The sequence below is a fragment of the Actinoplanes octamycinicus genome (assembly GCF_014205225.1).
In the GTDB taxonomy this organism is placed as follows: domain Bacteria; phylum Actinomycetota; class Actinomycetes; order Mycobacteriales; family Micromonosporaceae; genus Actinoplanes; species Actinoplanes octamycinicus.
The window spans coordinates 236,179-252,067 of the sequence record NZ_JACHNB010000001.1 but is presented as its reverse complement, the minus strand read 5'-3'; the positions used below and the strand labels follow the sequence as shown (position 1 = coordinate 252,067).

Genomic DNA, 15,889 nt, shown 5'->3' with positions numbered 1-15,889 from the left:
CGAGGCCCTCGCCGCGCGCCGCCCGAATCGGTACAAAAGATCATCCGTTCTCGCGCAGGCCGAGCCGGGCGTGCACCGCACGGAGCGGACGCGGCGCCCACCAGTTCCACCGTCCGGCCGCCCGCATGAACGCCGGCACCAGCACCGGCCGGACCAGCAGCGCGTCCAGGATGATCGCCAGGCTGGCGCAGAGCCCGAAGAACTGGATCAGCGACACCCCGGAGGTGAGCATGGCCAGGAACGACACCGACAGGATGCCGGCCGCCGCGCTGATCACCCGGACGCTGCGCGACATCCCCTCGACCACCGCGGTGTGCAGGTCGGCGCCCTGCTCGTGCCGCTCGATCACCCGGGACAGCACGAACACCTCGTAGTCCATCGAGAGGCCGAACGCCACGCAGAACAGCAGCACCGGGATGGCCACCGCGAGCGGCGCCCCGGTCTGCCCGAGCAGCGCCGACCAGTGCCCGTCCTGGAAGACCCAGACCGCCACGCCGAACACCGCGCCCATCGTCAGGGTGTTCAGCAGCAGCGCCTTGATCGGCAGCAGCACGCTGCCGGTGAGCAGGAACAGCAGCACGAAGGTGCTGACCGCGATCAGGACGGCGGCCAGCGGCAGCCGGGCCCCGATCGAGCCGGTGATGTCCACCAGCTGCGCGGCCGGCCCGGTGACCAGCACCGGGACCTCACTCGGCACCGGCACCGCGCGTACCCCGCGGGCCAGGTCGGCGCCCTCGTCCGAGTACGGCTCCACCTCGCTGACCACCGAGAACCAGGTGGCGTCGCCGGCCACGAAGCGCGGGTCCGGGTGGCCGGGGGCGACCACGATCACCCCGTGCTGGTAGGTGCCGACCATGCTGTCCACCCGAGTCACCCCGGGCACCTCGGAGAGCCGGGCGGCGTAGTCGGCGACCCGGATCCGGGCGTCCGTGCCGGTGCCCCAGTGCTCGGCCACCACCACGGTGGCGCCGCTGCCGGTGTCGGCGAACTGGGTCCGGACGGTGTCCGCCACCACCCGGCTCTCCGCCTCCTTGGGCAGCACCCGGTCGTCGGCCACGCCGAACCGCACGTGGCCGAACGGCAGCGCGAGGAAGACCAGGATCAGGATCACCGGGGCCGCGGTGAGCACCGGGCGGCGCAGCACGAACGCGGCCAGGCGCGCCCAGAAGTCCGAGGAGGCGCGCGGCCGCCACAGCGCCCACCGGTCGATCCGGTTCCCGAGCAGGGTGAGCAGCGCGGGCAGCACGAACAGCGCGGCGCCGACCGTGGTGAGCACCACGGCGATGCCGGCGAAGGCGAACGAGCGCAGGAAGTACTGCGGGAAGACGAGCAGGCTGCACAGCGCGACCGCCACGGTCGCGGCGCTGAACAGGATGGTGCGGCCGGCCGTCCGCATGGTGGCGGCCAGCGCGGTGGTCAGGTCCGCCGACCGGAGCCGCTCCTCCCGGTAGCGGGAGACGAACAGCAGGCTGTAGTCCACCGCCAGGCCGAGCCCCAGCGCGGTGGCCATGTTCACCGAGAAGACCGACACGTCGGTGATCGCGGCCAGCAGCCGGAGCGCCCCGAGTGTGCCGACGATCGAGAAGATGCCGATCAGCAGCGGCGCCCCGGCCGCCCCGACCGTGCCGAAGACCAGCAGCAACAGCACCAGGGTGATCGGGATGGCGATCGACTCGGCGGTGGCCAGGTCCTTGGTGACCTGCTCGTTGATGTCGTTGTTGATCTGCGTGAAGCCGCCGAACCGGACGCTGACCGGGCCGTCCACGGCGAGCTGGTCGTGCAGGGCCGCGGTGCGGTCCGCGCCGGTGTCCTCGTCGCCGTCCACGTGCACCAGGATCATGCCGGTGTCGTGCGCCCGGCTGGCCAGCTGGGGCAGGTGGTCGACCCAGTAGGACCCGGCCACGGTCACCCCGTCGGCGGTGGCCAGCCGCTGGGTCACCCGCTGGGCGGCGGCCCGCACGTCCGGGTCGTCCACGCTGCCGCCGGACTTGCCGATCAGCACCACGAGGTTCGGGTCCGCGGTGCGGAAATGCTCGGAGAGCACCTGGCGGCCGCGTACCGAATCGGAGTCCGGGTCGTCGAAGCCGCCGGTCTTCAACGCGGTCACCACGTCGCCGCTGAACGCCACCGCCAGACCGGCCAGCAGCAACGCGAGGAGCAGGACGAGTTTGGGGCGGCGGGCGGTGAGCCGGAGCACCGGGCCGGGGGCGACCGGCTGGTCGTCCCCGGCCCGTGGCGGCTTGGTAGTCAGAGAGGTCATCGCGGGTGGCGCTCTCAGGCCGGCTGCGGCACGCGGGCCGGGTCGAGGTGCCGGGCCACCAGGTCCACGGTGGTCTCGATGTCCTCGACGCTGTGCTCGGCGGTGACGAAGAAGCGCAGCCGGGCCAGCCGCTCCTTCACCGCCGGGTACATGATCGGGTTCGCGCTGACCCCGTTCTTGAGCAGCGTGTCGGCCAGCTTCAGGGCCTGCACCGAGTCGCCGGTGATGCACGGGACGACCGGGGTGCCGCTGCTCGGCCCGGTGTCCAGCCCGGCCTGCTTGGCCAGCCGCAGGAAGGTCGCGGCCCGGTCGTGCAGCACCTTCAGCCGCTGCGGCTCCTCGCGCAGGATGTGCAGGGCGGCGAGCGCGGCGGCCGCGTTCGCCGGGCTCATCCCGGCGCTGAAGATGAAGCCGGGCAGCGTGTAGCGCAGGTACTCGATCAGCTCGTGCCGGCCGGCGATGTAGCCGCCGCAGCTGGCCAGCGACTTGGACAGGGTGCCCATCCAGATGTCGACGTCGGTGCGGTCCACCCCGAAGTGCTCACCGACGCCGCCGCCGCGGGCGCCGAGCACGCCGATGCTGTGCGCCTCGTCGACCATCAGCAGCGCGCCGTGCTTCTGCTTCAGCGCGATCAGGGCCGGCAGGTCGCAGATGTCGCCGTCCATGCTGTAGACGCCCTCGACGATGATCAGCACCCGGCGGTACCGGTCCCGGATCCGGGTGAGCAGCGCGTCCAGGGCGGCCAGGTCCTGGTGCGGGAACGGCTGCCGGTTGGCCCCGGAGAGCCGGCAGCCCTGCAGGATGCTGTCGTGCGCGAGCGCGTCGTGCACGATCAGGTCCTCCGGGCCGACCATGTGCCCGATGATCCCGACGTTGGTGGAGTGCCCGCCGAGCAGCGAGATCGCGTCCTCGGCGCCGACCAGGGCGGCCAGGCCGCGGTCCAGCTCGTCGTGCAGGGCCCGGTTACCGGAGAGGATGCGGGCGGCGGAGACCGAGGAGCCGTACCGCTCGACCGCCTCCTTCACCGCGTAGTTGACCATCGGGTGCCCGGACAGGCCCAGGTAGTTGTAGCTGGAGAAGGAGATCAGCTGCCGGCCCTGCACCGAGGTCCGGCTGTTGATCACCGAGTCGTGCACGATGTAGTACGGGTTGGCGACGCCGACCTTCTCCAGGATGGTGCCGCGCGCCTCGAACTGGACCACCTCGGGCAGCTTGGTCACGTCCGCGACCTCGGCTCGCTTCGCGTCCATCCGGGGGACCAGCGCCTGCTCCGGGGCCGGGGCGGCGACCGGGGCCGGCGCGACGGCCAGGCCCAGCGCCTCGGCCAGCAGCTGCGTCATCTCACCCACCGTGGCGATCCCGAAGACCTGCTCGGGGGCCAGGTCGAGGTCCGGCCAGCGGCGCTTGGCCGCGGCGATCAGCTCGGCCGTCATGATCGAGTCGAAGCCCAGGTCGCCGCTGAACGACTGGTCCGGGCGGACCATGTCGGCCGGGTACGCGCTGATCTTGCCGACCATTGCCGCGACCTCGGCGAACACCTGCCGGTCCTCGGCCTTCTTCGGCTGGGTCGGCAGGGCGACCCGGGTGGCCGGGGCCGGAGCCGGGGCCGGAGCCGGCGCCGGTGCGGGCGCCGGGGTCACGGCCGGCGCGGGTGCGGGCGCGGGCTCGGCGGTGAGCGCGGCGGGGACCGCGACCGACGCGGCTACCTCGGGCTCGGCGCCGATGTCGCGCAGGACCGCGAGCTGCTCGCGCAGCAGGGAGATGACGTCGTTCATCGGAATCGGCGCTCCGTTCCTGGTCACGGCAGCCGGCTGCGCCTCGCGCGCGGCCGGGGAAGGAATTTCGTGTTTGCGGACAAATCGGGCCACTTCCGCTTTCTTCTCGGTACGCCGGATCGAGTAGTGCTGGGTGGCCAGCGGTGACGGCGGCAGCGTCGCCAGTGGCACCCCGAGTCCCTCGAAGAGCGGCGTGAGATCCACCGGCACCCCGGCCACGGCCAGCCGGCCCAACCCCTCGAGCAGGGCGTACCCGTCGTCCGGCTCGGCCGGCATCAGCGCGATCGAGTCCAGCCCGCGCGCCGCCGGGGTCTGCGCGGCCATCCCGAGCAGCGCGTCGCCGGCGGAGACCTGCACCAGGATCTTCGCGCCCGCGGTCACCGCGGCGTCCACCGCGTCGCGGAACAGCACCGGCGCCGAGCCCTGCCGGCTCCACAACTCGCGCAGCGTCTCCGGCTCGGCCGGCGCCGCCGGGTCCACGCTGGAGATCAGCGTCCGGATCGGCTTGCGCACCGGCAGCTCGGCCACGTGCGCGGCGACCCGCGAGTCCACCTCGGACATCAGCGGCGAGTGGAACGCGTGCGAGACGCGCAGCGGCACCACCGGGACGTCCCGGTCCCGGCACCGCTCGACCAGCCGGCCGACCGCGTCCCGGCGTCCGCTGGCGACGATCTGGGTCGGGTGGTTGTAGCAGCCCGCCCAGACCCCGTCGATGCCGATCCGCAGCTGCTCGAAACCGGCCGCGTCGACCCGGACCGCGGCCATCGTGCCCGGCTCCGGCTCCTCGCCGGAGGTGACCGCGGCGCCCCGCTCGATCAGGAACTCGATGCCGTCGTCCGGGGTCAGCGCCCCGGCCGCGACCGCCGCGGCCAGCTCGCCGACGCTGTGCCCGAGGGTCACCTGCGGGGTCACTCCGAGCTCGGCGAGCAGCTGGGTCATCCCGATCCCGGCCACGCCGAGGCCGGGCTGGCAGATCCGGGTGGCGCTGACCTGCTCGTCGGCGCCCGGTCCGGGGGTGTCGCAGAGCAGGTCGGTGACCGGCGCCCCGGTCCGCTCGTCGACCCGGTCGGCGAGCGGCCGGACGTGCTCGGCCAGCGCCGGGAAGCGGGCCACCAGGTCGCGCAGCACGCCGGGGCGCAGCGAGCCCTGGCCGGGGTAGAGGAAGGCCAGCGAGCGCTGCTCCGGGGTGAGCGGCGCGGTGCTGGCGTAGAGGCCGGCGGCGAGCCGCCCGGTGACGCCGGCGGTCAGCTCCCGGGCCGCGACGGCGAGCCGGTCGGCCAGCTCGGCCCGGGTCCGGCACATCACCGCCAGGCGGGCGTTGAGCAGCCGGCGGCTGGCCATGGTGCGGGCCACCGCGGCCGGGGTGAGCGCCGGGTCGGCGGCCACCAGACCGGACAACCGCTCCGCGTACGACGCCAGCAGCCCCCCGTCGTCCGCGGAGAGCAGCACCACCCAGGGCCGGGCCCCGTCCGCGTCCTCGCCGTCGGTCTCCGGCTCCGGCGCCTCGCTGAGCACCGCGTGCACGTTGGTCCCGCCGAAGCCGAACGAGCTGACCGCGGCCCGCCGCCGGTCGTCGGCCGGCGGCGTCCACGCCTTCGGCGCGATGGTGATCTCCAGCCCGGCCTCGGCCAGCGGCAGCTCCGGGTGCGAGTCCACGGCCGGCTGCGGCGGGACGGTCCGGTGGTGCAGGGCCAGCGCGGTGCGCAGCACGCCGGCCGCGCCGGCCGCCGGCAGCGTGTGCCCGATGATCGCCTTGCCGGAGGAGAGGTAGCACGGCCGGTCCGCCGACTTGGCCCGCAACCGGCGGATCGCCTCGATCTCCACCTTGTCGCCGACCGTGGTGCCGGTGCCGTGCGCCTCCAGGAAGTCGATCGCCCCCGGCTCCACCCGGGCGTCCCGGTACGCGGCCCGCATCGCCGCCTCCTGGCCCTCGGCGCGCGGGGTCATCGGCCCGGCGCCCTTGCCGTCGTTGGCGGTGCCGATGCCGTTGAGCACCGCGTAGATCCGGTCGCCCGCCTCCAGCGCGTCGTCCAGCGGCCGGAGCACGGCGAGCGAGCCGCCCTCGCCGAGCACGAACCCGTCGGCCCGGGCGTCGAACGGCCGGCACACCCCGGCCGGCGACAGCGCGCCCACCCGGGAGAAGCCGACCAGCGCGTTCGGGGTGAGGTTGAGGAACACCCCGCCGACCAGGGCCGCGCTGCACGAGCCGGTACGCAGGTGGTTGACCGCCTCGTGCATGGCGACCAGCGCGGACGAGCAGGCGGCGTCCACCGCGAACGACGGGCCGCCCAGGTCGAGCAGCTCGCTCACGGTGGCCGGGGCCATGTTGAGCAGCGAGCCGGCCATCGAGAACGACTGCGGCGGGTCGATCGCCGCCTTCGCCGCCTCGGCGATCGCGGCCAGCAGCTCGGGGTCGTTGGCGTTCGGCGACAGCGAGCCGTCGGCCAGCATGCTCGCGGTGAGCCGGGCCCCGGTCATGTCCTTGTAGTCGGCGGTGCTCAGGCCGACGAAGACACCGGTGGTCGAGCGGTCGAACGGCCGCCGCTCCCAGCCGGCGTCCTGAACCGCCTCCCGGGCCAGGTCGACCAGGAGCCGGTGCTGCGGATCCATGGCTTTGGCACGCCGCGGCGGGATGCGGTGGTGCAGGGCGGCGAATCTCTCGACCTCGTCCAGGAAGGCCACCCGGTCGGTGTACGTGGAATGCGTGTCACGGAAATTCGTCGAATAGAAAGTCTCGTGATTCCAACGTGTCGACGGTACGGGCCGGAATTGGTGAGCGGCGGCCAGTGAGTTCGCCCAGAACTCGACCACGTCGCGCGCCCCCGGAAAACGGCAGGATAGGCCGACGATGGCAATGTCCAATGAAGTTCCCCATGCTTGCGTGCCTGAAGGTCCGCGGTGAGCGGCCAAATAAAGCGCGGAACAGGCCGATGGCGGGATGCGCTTTGTTCGCAGAGGCTAACCCACGCCGGGGATTTTTCACGGAAGCCGCTACGGCGTTTTCAACAGACCTTCCGCAGCTTCCAGCCAAAGCTAAAGCACTCCCGCCCCGTCCTGTGTGATCTTTACCTCGGGATCACCCGCCAGTATTAACCGCGTGTCCCCCCGGACGGTTTCGCGCGTTGTTCCGGTGCAGGTCGGGGAGGACGTGAGTCACCCGGAGGTGTGTCGGTTTGGGAAAAACGCCCGCTTCGCCTAGTTTCGTGCTCCATGAAGCACACGACCATGCGGTGGCTCGCCGCGGCCGTGGCGCTGGCCGGCATCGCCGTCTCCAGCCCCGCCCCCGCGCAGGCCGCCCCGAACTTCCGACCGATCCGGATGAACGCGACCGCCTACTACGGCACGCTCGACGTCATCGCGCGCGAGACCCTCGGGCTCAAGGCGCACTTCACCACCTGGGACGGCCGCCCGGTGGCCGGCCTGCCGATCCAGTTCACCACCACCGGTGAGCGCTTCCCGCTCTGCGAGGCCACCACCGACTTCGGTGGCTGGGCGGAGTGCAAGAACGGGCCGGTCCCGCCGCCCGTGTCGCTGGCCAACCTGCTGGTCAACGGCTACGACGCGGTGTGGCTGGGCAACCGGCGGTTCGCCCCGGTGAGCGCACACAACAACATCGGCATCGGCTGAGGCCGTACCGGAAAAAAGATGAAGCGGCCGCGGGGCGCGCAGCGAAGCGCGCCCCCGGGCCGCGATCCTTCCCTCAGGACCGCAGGTCCGCGCTCACCTCGTGCAGGTGACGCAGGGCCTGCCGATACGACTCGACCAGCCCGGTCATCTCGTAGGGCACCCCGATCTCCGCGCAGTAGGCCCGCACGATCGGCTGCGCCTTCGGCAGGTTGGGCGTCGGCATCGCCGGGAACAGGTGGTGCTCGATCTGGTAGTTCAGCCCGCCCAGCGCCACGTCGACGAGCCGGCCGCCTCGCACGTTCCGCGAGGTCAGTACCTGCTTGCGGAGGAAGTCCTCGGTGCCGTCCGGATGCGGCATCCCCTTGTGGTTCGGCGCGAAGGTCATCCCCAGGTAGACCCCGAACAGCGCCTGGTGCACCACGAAGAAGGCGAGCGCCTGCAGCGGGCTCAGCACCAGCAGCAGCGCCGCGGCATACCCCACGAAGTGCGCGCCGAGCAGCGTCCACTCCAGGCCGCGCTGCTTCACCGAGCCGCTCCGCAGCGCCCGCACACTGTCCCGCTTGAGTGAGATGCCGAGCAGGGTGAGCAGCGGGAAGAACAGCCACGCCTGGTGCCGCTGCACGAAACCGCCGCCGCGTGCCTGCTCCCGCGACCAGACCAGCACGCCCGGGCCGACATCCGGGTCCAGATCGTCGTGGTTCGGGTTGGCGTGGTGCTTGGTGTGCTTGTCCATCCAGTAGCCGTAGGACATCCCGATCGCCAGGTTGCCGGCCAGCAGCCCGGCCCGCGAACTCGGCTTGTTGGTGCGGAACACCTGCCGGTGCGCCAGATCGTGGGCGACCAGCGCCACCTGGGCGAACACCACGGCCAGGAAGGCCGCCACGACCAGCGTCCACCAGGACGCGCCGACCAGGACGAACGCCGTCCAGCCGCCGATCAGGGCGAGCGCGACCAGGGTCAGGCGCAGGACGTAGTAACCGGGCCGCCGGCGCATCAGCCCGGCCACGTTGATCCGTCGGTTGAGCTCCGCGAAATCACTCCCGGCCGTCCGGGGGCGCTCGGTCGTCGTTGTCATGCGGCCAGCCTTCCGCCTTCGCGGGCGCGGGTCAGGAGTGCCAGCCCCCCGGTTCGGAGGTGGTGCTGGCACTACCGACAAACGTCCGCGGGGCGAGCAGGATGGGCGGCATGGACTCGCGTGACTGGATCCGCGACGGCCTGCGGGCGGTGCTCAGCGGGTTGCTCGCCATCCCGCTGGCCGTGCTGAACCTGCCGCTGTTCGGGCTGTCGGTGGCCGCCCTGGTGCTGAGCATCGTGCCCGGCCTCGGGATGCTCGCCCTCCCCGGCGTCACCCTGCTGGTCCGGGCCCGCGCCGACCTGGCCCGCCGGCTCGCCGGGCGGGCCGGCGTGCCGATCCGCCGGCCCTACCTGCCGCCGCCCGAGCGGGCGATCGTGGGCGGCTGGCGCTACTACAAGTGGATCGTCACCGACCCGGCCACCTGGCGCGACCTCGCCTGGCTGGTGCCCGGTGCGGTGGCCGGCGTCGCGCTCGGCGCGCTCACCCTGGCGCTCCCGGTCTACGGGCTGGAGGGCGTGCTGCTGATCCCACTGTGGATCTCGCTCGGCACGGACTGGTACGGCTACGGCGCGATCTGGCCGATCGAGACCGTCGGCGAGGGCTTCCTCTCCCTGCCGCAGGGCGCGCTGATCCTCTCCGTCGGCATCGCGGTCGCGCCCTACCTGCGCCGCTTCGACGCCCACTTCGGCCGGCTGTTCCTCGGCCCGACCCGGAACGCCGAGCTGCGCCTGCGGGTCAGCGAGCTGACCGTGACCCGGGCCGACACGGTCGACGCGCAGGCCGCCGAGCTGCGCCGGATCGAGCGTGACCTGCACGACGGCGCCCAGGTCCGGCTGGTGTCGCTGGGCATGACCATCGGGCTGGCCGAGGAGATGGTCGAGGGCGACCCGGCCGGCGCCCGCAAACTGCTGGCCGAGGCCCGGGAGACCAGCTCCGCGGCCCTGGCCGACCTGCGCCACCTGGTCCGCGGCATCCACCCGCCGGTGCTCGCCGAGCGCGGGCTGGACGGCGCGGTGCGCGCCCTGGCGCTTGCCGTGCCGATCCCGACCACGGTGGAGACCGCGCTGCCCGGCCGGCTGGACACCCCGGTCGAGTCGGCCGCCTATTTCGCGGTCGCCGAGGCGCTGGCCAACGCGACCCGGCACAGCTTCGCCCGGACCGCCCAGGTCGAGCTCTGGCACACCGGGTCGTCGCTGGTCATGCGGGTCAGCGACGACGGTCTCGGCGGCGCCGACCCGTCCGGTGGCAGCGGCCTGCGAGGCATCGAACGCCGTCTCGCCGCGTTCGATGGCACGATGAGCCTGTCCAGCCCGCCGGGCGGACCGACTGTCGTGACCATGGAGTTGCCTTGCGCGTCGTCCTCGCCGAAGACCACGCCCTCCTCCGGGACGGGCTGACCCGCCTGCTCACCGCGCACGGCTGCGAGGTGGTGGCCGCCGTCGACAACGGACCGGCGTTGCTGCCCACCCTGATCGAGCATCGGCCGGAGGTGGCCGTGGTCGACGTCCGGCTGCCGCCGACCTTCACCGACGAGGGCCTGCAGGGCGCGATCGCCGCCCGCGAGCAGATCCCCGGGATGCCGGTGCTGGTGCTCAGCCAGCACGTCGAGCCGCTCTACGCCCGGGAGCTGCTCTCCGACCGGGCCGGCGGCGTCGGGTACCTGCTCAAGGACCGGGTCTCGCACGTCGCCCAGTTCATCGACGCGGTCCGCCGGGTCGCCTCCGGCGGCACCGCGATGGACCCCGAGGTGGTCTACCAGCTGCTGGCCCGCCGCCAGTCGCCGCTCTCCGCGCTGACCACCCGGGAGCGCGAGGTACTGGGCCAGATGGCCGAGGGGCGCTCCAACGGGGCGATCGCCGGCAAGCTCTTCATCGGCGAGAAAGCCGTCAGCAAACACATCAACAACATCTTCACCAAGCTCGACCTGCCGGTCTCCGACGACGACAACCGCCGGGTCCTGGCCGTCCTCACCTACCTCAACGCCTGACCCCTTCCGGTACGCCAGCAGCCCCCGCCCTCGCCCACTCCCGCGCCACCCCTCCGCAAGACCGCCCGTGGCCCGGCCGATGCGCGCCGCCGGGCCGGTCGGCTGGTTCTCACGGGTGTCTCGAAGGCCCTGAGACACCCGTGAGAACCAGCCGGAGCCGGGACCCGCGCGGCAACCCGTGCCGAGCAGCGGTGTCGCGCGCGGTCCGCCACGGGTTCGGTGCGCAGCGCGCCGCCGGGTCGGTCGGCTGGCTCTCACGTGTGCCTCAAGGACCTTGAGGCACACGTGAGAGCCAGCCGACCGCATGGCGTTCTCCACAACAGCCGGTTGTCCACAGCGCCGGAGCGGGGGTTCCGGAGAACCGGGACTCTGTGGGCATGCCGGTCACCCCACGTGTTCCCGACGCACTGGCGCGGGCGCCGTTCCGCGGTTCCGCCGCGGTCGCCGCCGGCCTGCTCACCAGCACCATGCTGCGCAGCCGCGTCTGGCAACGTCTGCTGCCGGACGTCTACCTGCACCGTGACTGCCCGCTGGACCACCGGACGTGGTGCGCGGCCGTCGCGTCGGCCCTGCCGCCCGGCGCCGCGATCGGCGGTCCGAGCGCCGCTCACCTGTGGGGCGCCGACCTGCTGTCCGACGAGCCGCCCGTCTCCGTGGTGACGCCGCGCGACGGATGGATCAACCGGCATCCCCGGATCCTTGCCCATCACACGGTCCTGGCCGGCGAGGACGTCACGGTGCTGCACGGCATCCGGGTGACCACGCCGGAGCGGACAGTCTTCGATCTGGGACGGCGGTTGGGGCGTACCGACGCACTGATCCTGCTCGACGGGATGCTGCGGCAGGAGGCGGTCGATGTCGTCGCGGTCGCCGAGCTGTCCCGGCAGCGCCGGCGGTGGCCGCGTACCGGGAGGTTGCGTGAGGTGCTCGCGTTGGGCGACGGTCGCGCCGGGTCGCCGATGGAAACTCGCCTCCGGCTGCTCCTGCACGATGCCGGGCTGCCCGCCCCGCACCCGCAGTTGGAGATCCACGACGGCCGGGGCCGGTGGCTGGCCCGCGTCGACCTGGGCTGGCCGGAGGCCCGGGTGGTGGCCGAGTACGAGGGCGACCACCACCGGGAACGAGCGCAGTTCCGTCGGGACGTCGGCCGGTACGAGGCACTGCGGGAGGCGGGGTGGACGGTGCTCCGGTTCACAGCCGGTGATGTGCTGCGCGCCCCGCACCAGATCGTCCATCGGCTGGCGACCCTGCTCACGCGCAATCCCCCCGCCACGACGGCGGACGTGCGGGGCCTCTGATCGCCGGCCGGTCCCGTTGCCGGGCCGTGGCGCGCTGCCGGGTCGGTCGGCTGGTTCTGAGGGGTGTCTCAGCGGCCGTGAGGGACCCCTGGTCGCCAGCCGGTCTCGTTGCCGGGCGGTGGCGCGCTGCCGGGTCGGTCGGCTGGTTCTGAGGGGTGTCTCAGCGGCCGTGAGGGACCCCTGGAAGCCAGCCGGTCGCGCTGCCGGGCCGGTCGGCTGGTTCTGAGGGGTGTCTCAGTGGCTCTGAGGGACCCGCGCGGCCCAGCCGGGGGAGGGAGCGCGGCTGGGCCTCGGGCTGGCGTTTCCGGCGTGCCTAGGAGCGGGTTCGGGCGACTCGGCCCTGTTCGCCGGAGGCCCAGCAGGCGTGCCGGACGCAGGCGACGGCGTCGAAGCTGCCGGTGTCGAAGCGGCGCCAGGTGACGCCGCCGTCGCGGGTGTAGTCGCTGCCGGTCGGGCCGACGGCGATCGCGGTGCGCGGGCCGGACCAGGCGACGCCGGAGCGGTACTCACCGGGCGGGGTGGCGGCGACCAGCCAGTCCCGGCCGCGGGTGCGGGCGGCGCCGGACGGGGCCGCGTCCGGCACGGTGTAGTCGCCGCCGACCGCGAGGCCGTGCCACGGGTCGCGGAAGGCCAGCGAGTAGATGCCGGCGCTCGGGCCGCTCGGCACCGGCGTGCCGGTCACCCGCCAGCTCCGCCCGAAGTCGCCGGAGCTGAACACCCGGGCGGTCGCGCCGCCACCGGTCGCGAAGTGGGCACGGCCACCCGACGAGACCAGGCAGGTGCCGCTGGCCGCGAAGGCGAACTCGCCGTCCAGGGCGGCCGGCATGCCGACGTCCGGCAGCACCGACCAGGACCGGCCGCCGTCCCGGGTGGCGAGGACCCGGAACTTGCCGTCGACCGGGTCGGACAGGGCCAGGCCGTGCCGCCGGTCGAGGAACGTCATGCAGTCGTAGAACGCGGCCGGGTCCTCGTTCTGGAAGGTGCGGGTCCAGGACCGGCCGCCGTCTGAGGTGGTGTAGATCCGCGAGTCGGTCCCGGAGCCGATGGTCAGCGCCACCGCGTGCCGGGCGTCGAACGCCTCGATGTCCCGGAACTGCAGCGCGGCGGCGTCCGCCGGGCCGACCGAGGACCAGCTGCGGCCGCCGTCGACGGTCCGCAGGACCGTTCCGGCGCTCCCGGCCACCCAGGCCACCGAGGCGCTGACCGGGGCGAGCCCCCGGAACCGCGCGGTGGACCCGGTCTCGCTGAGCTGCCAGGCGTGCGGTGTGCCCGGTGTGGCCACGGCGGGCGCGGGGACGGCGATCGCCGCCACCGCCAGCAGGGCAATCGACAACCTTCGTTTGATCGTCATGTCCGCAGAACTTACCCGTCCCGGGAGCGTGGGGCACGACACTGATCCACGGGATGCCACGCGCCGGAAATCTGGGCTTACCACAATGTGAGACATGCAATCGCCGCCGCAGCTAGCCGTCACCGTCGCCATCACCCGGCGGGCCGATCCGTCCCGGGACGCGGAGATGGCCGCCTGGGTCCGGGCCGGCGCCTCGCTGGCCGAGACCTTCCCGGGCTTCCTCGGCACCGGCTGGGTCCGCCCGGAGCCGCGCTCCCCGGAGTGGCACATGCTCTACCGCTTCGCCGACGCCGAGTCGCTGCGTGACTGGGAGGAGTCGCCGCAGCGGCAGTGGTGGCTCTCCTCGGCCGAGGGCTTCGTCGAGCACACCCGGCGGGAGAAGCGCACCGGGATCGAGGGCTGGTTCGACCCGCCCCGCGAGCTGCAGGTCGATCAGCAGGCGCCGGCCGCGCCGGCCCGGTGGAAGCAGGCGACCACCATCTGGCTGGGCTTCTTCCCGGTCAGCCTGCTCTCCGGCTGGCTGCTGGCGCCGCACCTGACCAGCCTGAACCTGGTGCTGCGCACCCTGATCAGCACCCTGGTGCTGACCCCGATCATGACGTACCTGGTGCTGCCGCGGATCACCCGCGTCCTGCAACCCTGGCTCCAGGGCAGGCGCTAGTCGCCGAGCCGGTCGCGCAGCCGGACCGTGTCGGCCACGGTCCAGCCCGGCGGCGGCGCGACCGTGGCCCACCCGTCCACCGTCGCCGACTTGTAGACGTGCCCGTGCCCGGTCGGTGCCTGGTTGGCGAAGACCAGGTCACACGTGGTCTGCCAGAAGGTCACCCAGGGGAACCAGTGCATCGCCGGGGTGACGTCCGGTCCGCGCTCGCCGTGCAGCCAGGCCGGTTGGCGCCACAGCAGGTCCCAGTTCCACCAGACGATCGGGTCGGACGAGTTCTGCAGGTAGACCACTTTCGGTGGGGCGCCGGGCCGGTCGCGCAGCTCGGTGGCGTCGTCGGCGAAGTCGATCGGCAGCCCGGTGACGACCGGGTCCCAGACCGGGGAGGGCGCCGCCCGGTCCCGGGTGAGCCGCTGGTGCACCGGGTTGGCGAAGGTCGGGCCCTCCATCAGCACCCCGTCCGCCCCGCCGACCAGAGCGCCGGCGCTGCCGAAGGTCGCCTCGATCCCGTACGTCCCCAGGCTCTCGCCGAACAGCAGCAGCTTGGGGCGGTGCGCCGCGGGCAGCGCCGCCCAGCGCTCGCGCACCGCCGTGATCAGCGTCGACGCCGCGTCCACCACCCCGGACCGGTCGCCCAGGAAGGCGATCCAGCTGGGCAGGTAGGAATACTGCATGGAGACCAGCGCGGTGTTCCCGGCGTACATGTACTCCAGCGACTGGGTGACCCGGTTGTCCACCCACCCGGTGCCGGTCGGGGTGAACACCGCCACCACGTCGCGCTGGAAGGCGCCGGTCCGGTCCATCTCGCGGACCACCAGGTCGGCCCGCGCCCGCATGGTCTCCGCCGAGGCCAGCCCGGCGTAGATGCGGATCGGCTCGGTGGCCGGCCGGCCGGCGAACTCGGTCAGCTCCGGCCGGCTGGGCGCCCCGGCCACGAAGGAGCGCCCCTGCCGGCCCAGCGTGTCCCACGCCACCAGGGACTGCGGGCCGCCGGAGCGCAGCGCCGAGTCCGGCCGGTGCACCCCGTTCCCGGTGCCGTTGTTGATCACGGCGGCCGATCGGTCGGCGACCGCGAACAGGTGCGCGACCAGCAGCCCGTCGAAGGCGCTGTAGCTGAGCACGGCCACCACCACGGTCCCCGCGCAGTACGCCGCCCGGTCCGGCACGATCAGCCGGAACACCTGGGCGCAGCCGTGCGTGGCCAGCCGCAGCGTCCGGGCGATCAGCAGCAGCAGCCCGAAGGTGAGCAGGCTGGCGCCGACGGTGCGGACGATGTCGTACTCCTGGGCCGGTGGCATCCCCAGCCGCAACCGCAGCTCGCGCTGCCAGCGCACGCCGAGCACCAGGCAGGTGGCGATCATCGGGAGCAGCAGCACGGCGAGCACCCGCCACCAGATCCGCACGGTCCGCCCGGAGAATCGGAACCGGAGCCGGATCAGCGCGCCGATCGCGGTGCCCAGCGCGTAGCCCATGGCCGCGGTGATCCCGGCGACCACCCCCTGCAGGATCCCGGTGCGGGGCAGCAGCGACGGGGTGAAGGCCAGGCAGAAGAAGAAGGCGGCCAGTCCGGCGCCGGTGAGACTGAGCGGGGCCCGCATGATCCGCGGGCGCGGCGGCGGAGTCTGGTCGGCGGGGGTCCGGGGCCGGGGGATCCGGGCGCGCAGCGAGGTGAGCCGGTCCGCGGGTGGCGCGAGACGCATGCGGTGCTCCGATCATCGACGGGGGACGTCGGTTTCGGGTGCCTCTCCCATCATCGGGGGTCGATGGTGCTGCGCGCCGCCCCGTTTTCGGGCGGTTTTGTGTCACAGGTTCATTCAGCCGGGCTTCTCGCTGCCGATGACTTGCGGTGAGGAGG

10 protein-coding genes are annotated in these 15,889 nt (G+C 73.2%); 5 read left to right on the top strand and 5 right to left on the bottom strand.

Annotated elements, in window-relative coordinates; all coding sequences use genetic code 11:
• Window positions 1–40: 40 nt before the first annotated feature.
• Both BJY16_RS01020 and BJY16_RS01015 read right to left on the bottom strand, forming a co-directional pair.
• Window positions 41–2,260, bottom strand: a complete 2,220-nt coding sequence (locus tag BJY16_RS01020) for an MMPL family transporter (RefSeq protein WP_185037254.1) — start codon at window positions 2,258–2,260, stop codon at window positions 41–43.
• A gap of 14 nt (window positions 2,261–2,274) precedes the next feature.
• Complete coding sequence (locus tag BJY16_RS01015; protein WP_221501850.1) at window positions 2,275–6,897, bottom strand: type I polyketide synthase; 4,623 nt, start codon at window positions 6,895–6,897, stop codon at window positions 2,275–2,277.
• Between the two features lie 348 nt (window positions 6,898–7,245).
• Here BJY16_RS01015 and BJY16_RS01010 point away from each other — a divergent pair, with 348 nt between their 5' ends.
• Complete coding sequence (locus BJY16_RS01010; protein WP_185037253.1) at window positions 7,246–7,662, top strand: hypothetical protein; 417 nt, start codon at window positions 7,246–7,248, stop codon at window positions 7,660–7,662.
• 73 nt (window positions 7,663–7,735) lie between these two features.
• Here the strand turns inward: BJY16_RS01010 and BJY16_RS01005 are convergent, their stop codons facing one another.
• A complete protein-coding gene (locus BJY16_RS01005; RefSeq protein WP_185037252.1) occupies window positions 7,736–8,737 on the bottom strand; it encodes a fatty acid desaturase family protein in 1,002 nt (333 codons plus the stop codon).
• Between the two features lie 110 nt (window positions 8,738–8,847).
• On the opposite strand from BJY16_RS01005, the gene BJY16_RS01000 reads away from it, so the two are divergent.
• From BJY16_RS01000 to BJY16_RS00990, 3 genes are all read left to right on the top strand, one after another.
• Window positions 8,848–10,134: a sensor histidine kinase gene (locus BJY16_RS01000; RefSeq protein WP_185037251.1), complete on the top strand. Its 1,287-nt coding sequence runs from the start codon at window positions 8,848–8,850 to the stop codon at window positions 10,132–10,134.
• The gene (locus tag BJY16_RS00995) at window positions 10,086–10,724 is read left to right on the top strand and encodes a response regulator transcription factor (RefSeq protein WP_185037250.1); all 639 of its coding nucleotides are present in this window, start codon (window positions 10,086–10,088) and stop codon (window positions 10,722–10,724) included. The genes BJY16_RS01000 and BJY16_RS00995 overlap by 49 nt, the downstream gene beginning before the upstream one ends.
• A 377-nt stretch (window positions 10,725–11,101) precedes the next feature.
• Window positions 11,102–12,022 carry a type IV toxin-antitoxin system AbiEi family antitoxin gene (locus BJY16_RS00990; protein ID WP_185037249.1) on the top strand — a complete coding sequence of 307 codons (921 nt, stop codon included), beginning with the start codon at window positions 11,102–11,104 and terminating at the stop codon, window positions 12,020–12,022.
• Between the two features lie 313 nt (window positions 12,023–12,335).
• Here BJY16_RS00990 and BJY16_RS00985 read toward each other — a convergent pair whose 3' ends face one another.
• Window positions 12,336–13,373, bottom strand: coding sequence for a beta propeller repeat protein (locus BJY16_RS00985; RefSeq protein WP_185037248.1), 1,038 nt, complete (start codon window positions 13,371–13,373; stop codon window positions 12,336–12,338).
• A gap of 94 nt (window positions 13,374–13,467) precedes the next feature.
• Between BJY16_RS00985 and BJY16_RS00980 the strand changes: the two genes are divergently transcribed.
• Window positions 13,468–14,034 carry an antibiotic biosynthesis monooxygenase gene (locus tag BJY16_RS00980; protein ID WP_185037247.1) on the top strand — a complete coding sequence of 189 codons (567 nt, stop codon included), beginning with the start codon at window positions 13,468–13,470 and terminating at the stop codon, window positions 14,032–14,034.
• On the opposite strand, the gene BJY16_RS00975 is transcribed toward BJY16_RS00980, so the two are convergent.
• Window positions 14,031–15,734 carry an alpha/beta hydrolase gene (locus tag BJY16_RS00975; RefSeq protein ID WP_185037246.1) on the bottom strand — a complete coding sequence of 568 codons (1,704 nt, stop codon included), beginning with the start codon at window positions 15,732–15,734 and terminating at the stop codon, window positions 14,031–14,033. The genes BJY16_RS00980 and BJY16_RS00975 overlap by 4 nt on opposite strands.
• Window positions 15,735–15,889: the final 155 nt, after the last annotated feature.

What these genes read in the sequence shown, in the direction of transcription:
- BJY16_RS01020 (WP_185037254.1), bottom strand. Translation starts at nt 2,260, where the DNA reads ATGACCTCTCTGACTACCAAGCCGCCACGGGCCGGGGACGACCAGCCG.
- BJY16_RS01010 (WP_185037253.1), top strand. Translation starts at nt 7,246, where the DNA reads ATGAAGCACACGACCATGCGGTGGCTCGCCGCGGCCGTGGCGCTGGCC.
- BJY16_RS01005 (WP_185037252.1), bottom strand. Translation starts at nt 8,737, where the DNA reads ATGACAACGACGACCGAGCGCCCCCGGACGGCCGGGAGTGATTTCGCG.
- BJY16_RS01000 (WP_185037251.1), top strand. Translation starts at nt 8,848, where the DNA reads ATGGACTCGCGTGACTGGATCCGCGACGGCCTGCGGGCGGTGCTCAGC.
- BJY16_RS00990 (WP_185037249.1), top strand. Translation starts at nt 11,102, where the DNA reads ATGCCGGTCACCCCACGTGTTCCCGACGCACTGGCGCGGGCGCCGTTC.
- BJY16_RS00985 (WP_185037248.1), bottom strand. Translation starts at nt 13,373, where the DNA reads ATGACGATCAAACGAAGGTTGTCGATTGCCCTGCTGGCGGTGGCGGCG.
- BJY16_RS00980 (WP_185037247.1), top strand. Translation starts at nt 13,468, where the DNA reads ATGCAATCGCCGCCGCAGCTAGCCGTCACCGTCGCCATCACCCGGCGG.
- BJY16_RS00975 (WP_185037246.1), bottom strand. Translation starts at nt 15,734, where the DNA reads ATGCGTCTCGCGCCACCCGCGGACCGGCTCACCTCGCTGCGCGCCCGG.